Raw genomic sequence first — 12,962 nt, forward strand, 5'->3', positions numbered from 1 at the left:
AACGGTTGCGGCAAGTCAACCACGATGAAAATGCTGACCGGTCTGCTGCCAGCGACTGCTGGCAAAGCTCTGCTGTTTGGAAAACCTGTGGATGCACGCAATCGAGAGGCCCGACGCCTTACCGGTTACATGAGTCAGGCGTTTTCACTTTATGGCGAATTGACGGTGCGCCAGAACCTCTGGCTGCATGCGCGAATTTTCGAACTCTCCGACAAGGAAGAGCGCATTGCCGCTTTAACCCGCCGCTTTGGTCTTACGGATCACCTCGACAATCTCGCCAATGATCTGCCACTTGGCATCAAACAACGATTGTCTCTCGCCGTCGCAGTTATCCATCGACCGCGTGTGCTGATCCTCGACGAGCCGACTTCGGGCGTCGATCCTGAGGCGCGCGATGCTTTCTGGTCGCTGCTGTTCGAACTCTCGCGACAAGACAGCGTGACGATATTTGTTTCGACGCATTTCATGTCTGAAGCAGAGAAATGCGACAGGGTTTCTCTCATGCATGCCGGCAAAGTTCTGGCAATAGGCGCACCGATCGAACTAACCGAAGACGCGGGAGCGGAGACTTTGGAAGAGGCCTTTGTGGCGGCTCTTGAGGCCGCCGATCCTCCGTCACCCGTCATCGCCCCCGAAATTCCGCTTAGCAACACAGGTGGGCATACGGGAGGATTTTTCCCGCGCGTTTCCGCCTATGCCCTGCGCGAGAGCATCGAAGTGCTTCGCGATCCCGTGCGCCTGGCATTTGCTTTCGTCGGGTCGGCCATCCTTATGCTGGTTTTCTGTTTTGGAATTTCGCTCGATATCGAGGACCTGAAGTTCGCAGTCCTGGATTATTCGAAAGGGCCGGAAAGCCGCGCCTATATTGCCGAAATTGAAGGGTCGCGTTATTTCGTGCCCACGGCGCCACTTGCTTCAGTTGAGGAAGGTAAACGCCGGCTGCGTGAAGGTGACGTGTCTTTCGTGCTTGAGTTGCCACCTGATTTCGGTCGGAAGATCAGGGCGCGTGAATCTACCGAGGTATTGGTAACTGTCGATGGAGCGATCCCTTTCAAGGGGGAGACAGTGGAAGGTTATGTCACCGGGCTGCATCAGGACTTTTTTGATGCCTACGCACCCGGTACGGGCCGGGCACCTGCGCCACCTGCGCGGCTTGAGCCGCGTTTCCGATACAACCAGAGCTTTGAAAGCATCGCATCGATGGCGCCGGGCATACCTGCGATCCTGCTGATCATGCTTCCAGGGATACTTGCTGCCGTCAGCGTTGCGCGCGAGCGTGAGCTGGGTTCGGTTACGAACTTCTATGTGACGCCAACAACGCGAATTGAGTTCCTGGTTGGAAAGCAGACACCTTACATCGTAATCGGTTTTGCCAATTTCCTTCTTCTTGCGGCCATGACGGTTCTGGTGTTTGACGTACCGCTCAAGGGCGACCCGTTGCCGCTTGCCATCGGCGGACTTCTCTACGTCTGGGCCGCGACCTCGTTCGGGCTGCTGGTGGCAACCCTGACATCCAGTCAGGTCGCTGCCGTTTTTGCGACAGCCATTGCATCAGTCATTCCGACAATCCAGTTCTCGGGATTATTGCAGCCGGTGTCGACGCTTGACGGTGTCTCGAAAACGATCGGCTCGTTGTGGCCGTCATCTTATTTCCTGCACCTCAATGTGGGTGCCTTTACCAAAGGACTTGGCTGGGAGGCGCTGTTGCCCGATGTCTTGGCGCTCGCCTGTTTCGGGCCCGTGTTCACACTTTTCGCGGTGATCCTGCTGCGTGAACAGGAGCGATAAGATGCGGCGAGTGCAAATAATATTCTGGCTGGGCTTGAAGGAGATGGTGAGCCTGAGGCGCGACTGGGTCATGATGGCGCTGCTCTTGTATTCCTTTACGCTTGCGCCGGTCATGGAGGCGACGGGCGTGTCGACTTCCGTTAACAACGCCTCTATTGCCTTCGCAGATGAAGACAATTCACCGTTGTCGCGCGCACTTGCCGCCGCATTCTTCCCACCTGAATTCCAGCCTGTAATCCAGATCGAGCCGGGTACGGGGGCAAAACAGATGGATGCAGGCCGGTTTCTGTTTGTTGTGTCGATACCGCCCGGCTTTGAGCAGGATGTGCGCGCAGCACGCTCGCCGGAAATTCAGGTGTTGATTGATGCCACAGCCATGGAACAGGCAGGGATCGGCTCGAATTACATCACCAGTATCTTGAGTACGGAGATCCAGAACTTCGCTGCAGGCGCAGATCTTGTCGAGCGCCCGCCGATCGAGCTAGTCATTCACAGTGCCTTCAACCCGAACCGCGACACCGTGCAGTTTGCAAGTGTTGTTTCAATCATCGGCCAGATCATGTGGCTGACCACAATCCTGACCGGAGCTGCCATGATCCGTGAACGGGAGCATGGGACCATCGAGCACTTGCTCGCGATGCCAATTGCGCCGTTCGACATCGCGGCTGCCAAGATCTGGGCAAATGCCGCCGTGGTTCTCGTCGCGGCGACGCTCGCGATCACTTTTGTACTGGAGGGCTTTCTCGGCGTCACGATTGTCGGCTCGAAAGGTTTGTTTCTGGCCGGTACCGCGGTGTTTTTGTTCACGGCAACGGCGCTGGGCGTATTCATTGCCACTCTGGCGCGTTCGATGGCACAGTTTGCTCTGCTCGTCATGCTTACAGTTTTGCCCATGCTGATGCTGTCGGGCGGCGAAACGCCTGTTGAAAGTCAACCGGAGTGGTTGCAATTCGTCACTCTCATTCTGCCGTCACGCCACTTCATCGCATTCAGCCAGGCTATTGTTTACAAAGGGGCTGGTTTGGAATCTGTCTGGCCGGAGTTCTTGTGGATCGCCTTGCTCGGGATTGTGCTTCTTTCGCTCAGCCTCCTTACCTTTCGTCGGTCAATCACACAGGATCGATAAGTGCCTTCCACCACCTCATTTCGTTTTGAGACGGTTACCGGTTGCCTTGCAACGGGGAGGGGTAACAACACATCTTTCGTTTCGATCAACATTGCCAGAGCCAGGATCGATGCGCTGGTGTTCGTCGCCAAAGGTCGAGACACTTGTGCAGGTTCGACCCAGTCGATGACAGTCTGCAATGATGAGGATGCACGCTTGGTTGTTGTATTAAACAAGTCCGCTGCCCGATGCGAATTGGCAGGGGGGACGTGATGTCACTGGCAGAGTTCGATGCGCATGCTGTGAGCGGTGAAGATTGCATAAGACGATTTGACACCTCCGCCGAGCAAGGGGTGCCGGAGGACGAAGCCGAACGCCGTCGGGCGAAATATGGACGCAACATTCTGCCGAGTGCTCCCCGTCGCTCGCTGGTGCTGCGTTTCATTAGGCACTTTCATAATGTTCTCATGTATGTGCTGATCGGAGGTGCGGTGGTAACTGCACTTCTTGGCCTGGTGATCGATACAGGTGTGATCCTGGCCGTCGTGATGATCAACGCGATTGTGGGCTTCATTCAGGAAGGCCGTGCCGAAAACGCCATGGCAGCGATCAGGCAAATGTTAGCTCCCCGTGCATCGGTCGTACGCAGTGGCAGGCGTGTCAGCATCGACGCAGCCGACCTGGTGCCTGGTGATATTGTGGTGTTGGAGCCCGGCGACCGGGTTGCAGCGGATTTGCGCTTGCTGGATGTGCATGGCCTCAACGCACAAGAGGCCATTTTGACCGGCGAGTCAGTCCCTGTCGGCAAGACGACTGCTCCAGTTGCTGCGGAGGCGGTTCTTGGCGACCGCAAATCAATGGCTTACAGCGGCACATTGATCACTTCAGGCACAGGCCGCGGCGTGGTCGTTGCAACTGGGACAGAAACCGAGATCGGCCGGATCAGCAAAATGCTCGGTGCGGTCGAAGTGCTGAAAACACCTCTCGTCGTCCAGATGGACAAGTTTGCACGCTGGTTGACCGTCCTAATCTTGCTGACATCCGTTGGCCTGCTTCTCTTCGGGTTCTATGTCCGGCATATCGCTTTCGACGAGATGTTCATGGCGGCCGTCAGTCTCGCCGTTGCGGCCGTCCCCGAAGCACTGCCTGCGGTCATGACCATTACGCTCGCCGTCGGAGTGCAGGCTATGGCGAAGCGAAACGCCATCGTTCGTCGTTTGCCCGCAATCGAGACGATTGGGGCGGTCTCGGTGATCTGCACGGACAAGACCGGCACGTTGACACGCAACGAAATGGTGGTGGCGTCAGCTGTCACAAGGGAGAAGCGTTTCACGATTACCGGGGAGGGGTATGCCCCTCAGGGCGAGATCAAGATTGATGGTGGGGGGCAGCCAAACAGCGATTTGATGGAAATCGCCCGCGCGTCACTGCTGTGCAACGATGCGGCTTTGCATGTGTCTGACGATGTCTGGCGGGTTGAAGGTGACCCGATGGAAGGTGCTTTGCTTGCGTTTGCAGCCAAGGCGGGCGTGACGCAGGAGGGATGGACCCGTCGCCAGGAAATCCCTTTCGATGCACGTCGTCGCTACATGGCAGTTTTGGCGGAAAACGATACGGGCACTCGACTGGTTTTGATCAAGGGCGCACCTGAGCGGGTTTTGGAAATGTGCGCAGGGCAAGTGGAAGGCGAGGGCAGCAGTCTCCTCGATCATGCATACTGGCAAACAGAGTTGGACCGTATTGCTGCGCTGGGCCAGCGTGTGCTCGCATTTGCACAGCTGCAGGTCAACCAGGGTCAATTGCTTGAGGCCGATCTCGAGGGAAGTTTGATCTTGATCGGACTTGTGGGTCTCATCGATCCACCGCGAGCGGAAACCGCTGCCGCCGTTGCCGAATGTCACCGCGCGGGCATCAAGGTCAAAATGATAACGGGGGATCATGCCGGAACTGCTGCAGCAATCGGGCGACAGATCGGATTGGTGTGTCCGGACAAGGTCCTTACAGGCAAGGATATCGAGCAGTTGGACGACACTGCACTAACCGCCGCCGCACTGAAGACGAATATTTTCGCCAGAACTTCTCCCGAGCACAAGTTGCGTCTTGTAACAGCGCTCCAGGCAAATGGTCTGATCGTCGCAATGACCGGTGACGGCGTGAACGATGCACCGGCACTCAAACGTGCGGATATCGGTGTCGCAATGGGCATCACCGGATCAGATGCAACGAAGGAAGCCGCCGAGCTTGTCCTGGCGGACGATAATTTTGCTTCCATCGCCTCAGCGGTGCGCGAAGGCCGCACCGTTTGGGACAACATCAGAAAGGTCGTTAGCTGGGTTCTGCCTACCAGTGCCGGCGAGGCGGCAACAATCGCAGCCGCGCTACTGCTCGGGTTTGCGCTGCCTGTTTCACCGGTTCAGATACTCTGGGTAAACATGATCACAGCCGTCACGCTGGGTCTGGCACTGGCCTATGAACCTGCTGAGGCTGAATCCATGCATCAGCCGCCACGCCCGCAGAATGAAGGGCTACTGACCGGCGCATTGGTCTGGCATGTGCTCTTTGTAACAGGGCTGTTTCTGGCCATAGTGTTTGGCCTTTTCACCTATGCGATCGAAAAGGGGTATTCGCTCGAGTTGGCCCAGACAATGGCGATGAACATGCTGGTTGTGCTTGAAATCTTCCATTTGTTTTATGTGAGAAATATCTTCAGTACGTCCATCAATTTTGAGGCCTTCAAGGGAACACCTGCGGTCTGGATCAGTTTAGGTGTCGTCACGGTCGCGCAATTCGCCGTTACGTATTTGCCCGCGGCGCAACCGATCCTCGGGACGTCAGCCGTTCCAATGACTGACGGTATCGTCATCATCGGCATCGGGATTGTCTTTTTTGCCACTATCGAAACGGAAAAACGGCTGCGCCTGATACTTGCAGGAACCCGGGAAAACCGGAGTTAGTTTACATGTTTGAACGGAAATGAACGCAGCACTCAATACACGTCGGTATGTCTTTGTCCAATGCCACCTGGCCTTCAATCCCGGATGTCGTTTGAAAAGGCGACGGAATTCAAGGCAGGAAGACCATTTAGCTGAACTTCTTCAATTGTCTGATGAAGTTCGCTCCGTTCGAGGTGCGGGTTAACCAACGTCAAGTCGCGAACTTCAATAATAGTGTATTGTTCGTATGCCTTTGAGCAACAAAGCAGTCTCCAATTTTGTTGATGAATGGATGGTTGCGCAATGCCTACGAAACAAATCTCATTCTTGCTTTTGTCTCTGGTTTTCTGGCCCATTGCAGTTGAGGCACAAGACATCGATCCACACGCCCTATACGAGCGAACCTGTGCCGGATGCCATGCTGCGCATGCGGGAGAATTTGTTTTTGAAACATTGGAGATTCGGGAAAACAGCCTCGTCGGCAGTAGGTCCCGCCAACCAGTCGCTACCTTCTTGGAAACAGGTCATGGAGGTATGTCCCCTGCGGAGGTTGAGGTCATGGTTGAGTTACTCTCGAAAATTTCCCAGTCAGGGCGGTTGTTCTTTCGCAAGTGCAGGATATGTCATGACAGTGCTAATGATCTGGCGCGCCTCAAACTCGTGATACGTGATGGCAACCTCGTCGGCCGATACACAGGGAGGGATATTGCCCAGTTTCTCAAGAACCACGGGCGGCTTGATCGCGATGAAATAAAGACGATGCTTGAGGTGTTGGAAGGACAACTAGTTACCAAATCGGAAGCGGCAAATTAGGGTGCCAACGGTTGGCCTTGACCACAGCGGTCCGGATCAGAACGAAATGGTTCGTCCCAACGCCCTGGGATTTTACGAATTGACGAGAAGTTCTCTAATTGCATTCGCGAGCAGCTCACTGACATCGATAGCATTCGACTGATGGGCTATAGTGTTTGTCGTTACGATGCTCCCAGCTCCAGCCTTCATGAGGTCGTGGAATGCATCGCCTGCAAAAACTCCGTGAACACCAACACACAGGGGAGGTTGCATGCCGGCACCGGCGAGATGCGCAATTGTCTTGATCATCGTTTGGCCGGTCGAGATGATGTCGTCGACCAGAATAGGTGTGCATCCTTGCCATTGACCGATATCGGGAACCGATACTTCAACCTTGCGATCTCCGTGACGGGTCTTGTTCAGTACGGCAAAAGGCGCGTGCGCCTCTTTTGCGACAGCGGCAACCCATTGCTTGCTCTCTTCGTCAGGGCCGATGAGCAGGGGGCTTTCAACTGACTGCTGGATCCAATCAGCAATAAGTGGCGCCGCATGCACAGCAATGGCCGGAACATCAAAAATCTCCGAAAGTGACTTATGCCGGTGGAGGTGAGGATCGACCGTGACCAGCCAATCAATGTGATCAGACAGAAGTTTGGCAAAATGAACTGAGGTGACGGCTTCACCCGACCGGAAACGTTCGTCTTGCCGCATGTAGGCGAGATAGGGACTGACCAACCCTATTGATGCAGCGCCCAGATCGCGTGCTGCCATTGCTGTAAACAACAGTGGCAGGATTTTGCGATCCGGACGATCAAGCGTCGAATAAACGATCACGTGTCGATCTTGCAAGTCGGTATCAAAACGCAGGTAAGTTTCACCGTCGGGGAATTGCCGTCTTTCAAGGGTGGCGCGACTTGCACCGACTGCGGTTTCCAAGGTTGCGGCGAGACTGTCATTGTCTTGAAGGCAAACAAGAAGAGGCTGCATTCATAACTCCGTCAGCTCGAAGATGTCGTTGTTTTCTTGCACATATTCGAGGCTGTAATCCAGTTCGCCGGGGGCTTCCGCGTGGATGGTATATAGTGGCTCTCCGACATCAACAGCCGCTCCGATGCGTGCATGAATTTCGAGACCGGCCGCTTTGGCTCCCGGTGCTCCGGCAAGCTTTGCCACTTTTGCCAGGCGTCTGTTGTCTATTGCTGTCACCTTTCCCGTTTCCTTGGCAAAAACGGGGTGGCAATGAAGGGCTTTGGGCGGCGTTCGCATTCCGCCCTGAGCTCCACAAATTCCTTGAAACTTTTTCCAAGCACTACCGTCGTTGAGAGTTTGCTCAGCGAGTTCGACACCCGAACCCAGATCTATCGTTCCGCCAAGTTCCAGCAGGTGTCCGGCAAGGGCAATTGATTTGTCTCTGAGATCTCGAGGGGCCTCTGCGGCGCCTTGCAAGACGGAAAGGACATCTCGTGCCTCAAGCGCGGGTCCTATGCCTCGACCGATTGGCTGTCGGCCATCGGAAATGACGGTGCGCGCTTCCACGTCAAATGCAAGAGCCACCGCTATCAGGTCTCGTGAAAGTGCGTGGGCAGCGCTCTGACTTCTGACCTTTGCCGTCGGGCCGACCGGCAGATCAAGGATGACATGGGTTGAACCGGCAGCAATTTTCTTGGAAAGGACCGACGCGACAAGCTGACCTTCGCTATCCAGGTCGAGTGCCCGTTCAACACGGATTAGCGTATCGTCTGCTGGGCTGAGGCGCACCGCACCGCCCCAGGCGATGCATCCGCCTTCCTTTTCAACAACGCGCCGCATGGCCGCAAGGTCGAGGTCCACCGGCGCGAGTGTTTCCATTGTATCCGCTGTTCCCGCAGGCGACGTTATGGCGCGGGACGATGTTTTAGGCATGGTTAGACCGCAGGCGGTCACGATCGCCACAATGATGGGCGAGGTGCGATTTCCCGGAAGTCCGCCAACACAATGCTTGTCGACAACCGGATACCTTTCCCATTGAAGACGGTCTCCCGCATCGATCATTGCGCCTGTGAAAGCTACCATTTCCGAGTGGTCGAGTGGCCGGGCGGAGCAGGCCGTAATGAAGGAAGCCAGATGAATGTCTGAATATCGTCCGGCTACGATGTCCTGGAATATGGAGCTGACTGCATCTGCCTCCAGTGGCCGACCATAAATCTTGCTACGCAATTTGCTGAGGGATTCAAGTGGACGAGGATGGCAGACGGAAACGTTTTCACCTGCTTGAACACCAAGGCGATGCCACGCGGCTTCAGAGAGCCCAATTTCGCCGTGCTCCAGCAGGTCGGGTGCTGTCTGAAAGAGCGTGGCAATGACCGATTGGTCCTTGTATGACACCCGAATTCGCGTTTGAGCACTAAATCCTTCCGAAAGGCAGACCGGGCAATCGTTTCGCATGAAGACAATTGCCTCGAACTGCGTATCGATACCCAACCTTCTTGCGCGCAGGATGTTGGTGCTCTGTTTGGCCTCTCCGGTCGCTGCCATTGCTTCGTTGTTTGGCTCGATAGTCATGTCAGTATGACTTCTTCCCGGTAGTACGGCACGGAGCATTCCCAGCCATATTCGCTTTCCACCCTGTGACGGAGCGCGTCCGCGGCATCAGGCTCGCCATGCGTGATGAAGGTCATCTGTGGGGCATGATCTAATTCGCCGAGCCATCGCATGATTTCATCAGAGTCAGCGTGAGCGGAAAGCATATGCAAATTGTCCACTTCAGCTCTGATCTGAACTTGGGCGCCGTGGATCTTTACGCTCTTGGCACCGGCCGTGATCGCCGCTCCTCTGGTGCCACCGGCCTGGTAACCTGCAAAGAGGATCATGTTCCGATGATCGGGCGCATAGTGTTTCAGATGATGCAGAACCCGGCCACCAGTTGCCATGCCGCTTGCGGAAATAATCACCTTGGGCATCCGGTTCCAGTCAAGTTCCTTCGATTCCTCAACGCTTTGCACGTAGTGCGCAGTGTTGCGAGACCAGTCACACTCATCGGCCGTCAGTCGATGATCTCCAAGGTGTTTTCTGAAGGTCTCCGTGGCTTTCACTGCCATGGGACTGTCAAGGAATATGGGCAGATCCGGAATACGCTGCTCCGCTTTCAGGCGATGCAAGTGAAAGAGAAGCGATTGCGCGCGACCGACGGCAAAGGATGGAATGAGCACCGTCCCGCCACGGTTAGCCGTTCGATTGATTGCATCAGCAAGGACATTTTCCGGATCCTGGGTATCGTGGTGCCGGTTTCCATAGGTGGATTCCACAAGAAGATAATCTGCCTGCGAGATCGGGACCGGGTCGAGCATTGTCGCATCTTTGTACCTGCCGAGGTCACCGGAAAAGACAATCGTGCGGTCGTTCAAGACCATCTTGACTATCGCCGCACCAAGGATGTGACCGGCAAATTGGAAGCGGACTTTCAGTTTGCCTTGAAAATCGAATTCCTTATTGAAGTCGACCGGTACTATACTTTCCAGAGAATCTTCAGCTTCTTTCTGTGTGTAAAGCGGCAGAGCCGGATGGTGTTTGGAAAACCCGTGCCGATTGGCAAACTCGGCATCCTTTTCCTGCAGGAAGCCGCTGTCGGGAAGAAGGATTGCGCACAGATCCCGCGTCCCGGCGGTGCAAACAACCGGTCCCTTGAAGCCATTCTTCACCAGAAGCGGTAAATAACCCGAATGGTCCAGGTGGGCGTGGGTCAGAACAACCAGATCGACCTTCGCAGGGTCAACTGGTAGCGGAGCCCAGTTGCGCAATCGCAGCTGCTTGTAGCCTTGAAAGAGGCCGCAATCGACCAGCACGCGCAAGCCTTCGGTTTCAAGAAGGTACTTTGAGCCCGTTACAGTCTCGACCCCACCCAGAAACGTCAGTTTGATAGTCATTTTTGCACCAATTCAGTTGTACCGCGCTTAACGCTGTTAAGTGTTCTGAATGATCGTTGCCTCGAAGTGGGGCAGAGTATGTTACCGAGAACCGCAGGATTGAAGTTCCCGAATTGCAGCGTCAGCAGATCCGCGGCAGCTGTTCGCCGGAAAGCCAGTCGACGACACGAGCACCGCCAAAGCCGGTCTGCATGACAACCATGTGGTCGTCATCTTCCACCACCTCGCCAATTTGCGCAGCCTCGCGTCCCAGCGGATGGGCCCGCATTGTTTTCAAGAGCCTTGACGCATCCGTTGCCTCGCAGATGCAGATCAGTTTGCCTTCATTCGCGATATAGAGCGGATCCAGACCCAGAAGCTCACAAGCCGCACGGACATCCGGACCGACCGGAATTTGCTCTTCCTGCAGGACAAATCCCACACCGGAGGCGTGCGCGATTTCATTGAGTGCCGTTGCCAGTCCTCCCCGGGTCGGATCGCGCAGCACGGAAATGCCGGGCACCGCTGAAATCATGTTTTCGACAAGTCCATGCAATGCCGCACTGTCGGACCTGATCTCTGTCTCGAATTCCAGGTTTTCCCGTTTGGAGAGAATGGCGACGCCGTGATCGCCGATGGGCCCGGACAGCAGAACGACCTGTCCCGCCTTGGCCGCACAAGGTGAAATCGCAACACCTTCGGCAAGAACGCCGACACCAGTCGTTGTGATAAAGACGCCGTCACCCTTTCCTTTCTCAACCACTTTGGTATCGCCTGAAACAACCGGAACGCCAGCGTGAAGGGAAGCGCGCGCCATCGACATCACGATGTTTTCAAGATCTGCAAGCGGAAAACCTTCCTCCAGAATGAAGCCTGCAGTCAGAGAAACCGGCTGTGCGCCGGCCATCGCGACATCATTCAAGGTGCCATGTACCGCGAGTGAACCGATATCCCCACCAGGAAAAAACAGTGGCGAGACCACATGAGCATCGGTCGATATCACCAAACGTCCCGGCGGCATTTCGAGCACGGCAGCATCATGTCTCTGATCGAGAACAGGATTTTTCAGATGCCGGTGAAACAGATCCTCAATCAGGTCAGCCATGGCGCGGCCACCGCCGCCGTGGGTCATGTCGACTGTCCCGGTTCTGAGGCTTGATCTGCATCCGGTGTCGCTCATACGGCAACCTCCTTCACCGCCGCGGCAGCTTCACGTTTGCGCCCATAAGTCCAGTAGGCGGCACAAGCGCCTTCGGATGACACCATGCATGCCCCCATCGGATTATCCGGGGTGCAGACATTTCCGAAGAGTTTGCATTCCGTTGGTTTCTTCGCGCCGCGTAAAATCGCCGGACATTCACAGGATTTCACTTCCCGAGAAGCCTTGGAGCTGATCGTGAAACGCTTTTCCGCGTCGAATTCTGAATAGTCTTTCCTTATTTTCAGCGCGCTTTCCGGCACGGTTCCAAGACCACGCCATTCGAATGCCTTGCGCAGCTCCAGCACCTGCTCAACCAGTCTTTGCGCCTTGCGATTGCCGTCTCGGGTGACGACCCGCGTGTATTGGTTTTCCACGTCATGACGGCCTTCATTGATCTGGCGGATAAGCATCAATGTCGACTGCATCACATCCAGTGGCTCAAAGCCGGCGATCACTACTGGTTTCCTGTAGATCCTTGCAGCAGGTTCGTACGGTGCCGACCCGATGACCGAGCTGACATGAGACGGCCCTAGAAATCCGTCAATCCGCACCGGGTCTTCTCCCTCTTCTGCCGGTGCATTGACGATGTGTGCAATTGCTGGCGGGGTCAGAACGTGGTTGCAGAAAACCGTGAAATTCTTCAAGCCCTCCGTCTTGGCCTGCAGGATGGCAACGGCTGTGGGAGGTGTTGTCGTTTCAAAGCCGATTGCGAAAAAAACGACCTCGCGATGGGAGTTGTCGCGAGCAATCCTGAGCGCATCCTGCGTGGAATAGACCATGCGGATATCAGCCCCTTCCGCCTTGGCCTTGATCAGGCTTTTCTGCTTGGTGCCCGGCACGCGCATCATGTCGCCATAGGTGCACAGGATGACATCATGGTTGAGCGCCAACTCAACGGCATCATCAAGTCTTCGCACCGGCAACACGCATACAGGGCACCCGGGGCCATGCACATAATTTACATTTTCAGGGACAAGGTCCTGAACACCGTAGCGGAAAATCGCGTGCGTATGACCGCCACAAAATTCCATCAGTTGGTAACTCCGCGCTGGATCAGCTGCCTGTGCAATCGCCTTGGCCAGTTTTCGGGCGAGCGAACCGTCGCGAAATTCGCTGACATATTTCATGACGTTGTTCCTGTTGAACCGTCTGCTGCCAACTCCTCCAGTTCTTCCGCAAGAACACCTGCTTCCGCCATGAGTTTCAGGGTTCGATCGGCTTCCTCCTCGCTCAGTTTGTGCAAGGCGAAACCAACGTGAACA

General features: G+C 55.5%; 9 protein-coding genes. 4 read left to right on the forward strand and 5 right to left on the reverse strand.

Annotated elements, in window-relative coordinates; translation table 11 throughout:
* The 4 genes from K5905_RS13535 to K5905_RS13550 all read left to right on the forward strand — a co-directional run.
* Positions 1–1,788, forward strand: a 1,788-nt coding sequence (locus K5905_RS13535) for an ABC transporter permease (RefSeq protein WP_297584706.1), incomplete at its 5' end; no start/stop codon positions are given.
* 1 nt (position 1,789) lies between these two features.
* Positions 1,790–2,914, forward strand: coding sequence for an ABC transporter permease (locus tag K5905_RS13540; RefSeq protein WP_297584708.1), 1,125 nt, complete (start codon positions 1,790–1,792; stop codon positions 2,912–2,914).
* Between the two features lie 251 nt (positions 2,915–3,165).
* Positions 3,166–5,847: an HAD-IC family P-type ATPase gene (locus tag K5905_RS13545; protein ID WP_297584710.1), complete on the forward strand. Its 2,682-nt coding sequence runs from the start codon at positions 3,166–3,168 to the stop codon at positions 5,845–5,847.
* Between the two features lie 282 nt (positions 5,848–6,129).
* The gene (locus tag K5905_RS13550; protein WP_297584712.1) at positions 6,130–6,639 is read left to right on the forward strand and encodes a cytochrome c; all 510 of its coding nucleotides are present in this window, start codon (positions 6,130–6,132) and stop codon (positions 6,637–6,639) included.
* Between the two features lie 72 nt (positions 6,640–6,711).
* On the opposite strand, the gene K5905_RS13555 is transcribed toward K5905_RS13550, so the two are convergent.
* The 5 genes from K5905_RS13555 to hypD form a co-directional block, all read right to left on the reverse strand.
* On the reverse strand, positions 6,712–7,605 hold the full coding sequence (locus tag K5905_RS13555; protein ID WP_297584714.1) for a ribose-phosphate pyrophosphokinase: 894 nt from the start codon (positions 7,603–7,605) through the stop codon (positions 6,712–6,714).
* Entirely contained in the window at positions 7,606–9,132 is a 1,527-nt protein-coding gene (locus tag K5905_RS13560) for a thymidine phosphorylase family protein (protein WP_297584724.1), read from the reverse strand.
* 23 nt (positions 9,133–9,155) lie between these two features.
* The gene (locus tag K5905_RS13565; protein ID WP_297584717.1) at positions 9,156–10,520 is read right to left on the reverse strand and encodes an MBL fold metallo-hydrolase; all 1,365 of its coding nucleotides are present in this window, start codon (positions 10,518–10,520) and stop codon (positions 9,156–9,158) included.
* A gap of 121 nt (positions 10,521–10,641) precedes the next feature.
* Positions 10,642–11,679, reverse strand: coding sequence for a hydrogenase expression/formation protein HypE (hypE, locus tag K5905_RS13570; protein WP_297584719.1), 1,038 nt, complete (start codon positions 11,677–11,679; stop codon positions 10,642–10,644).
* Positions 11,676–12,827, reverse strand: coding sequence for a hydrogenase formation protein HypD (gene hypD, locus K5905_RS13575; RefSeq protein WP_297584721.1), 1,152 nt, complete (start codon positions 12,825–12,827; stop codon positions 11,676–11,678). The genes hypE and hypD overlap by 4 nt, the downstream gene beginning before the upstream one ends.
* Positions 12,828–12,962 lie beyond the last annotated feature (135 nt).

This window comes from Roseibium sp., assembly GCF_025698965.1.
Lineage (GTDB): Bacteria > Pseudomonadota > Alphaproteobacteria > Rhizobiales > Stappiaceae > Roseibium.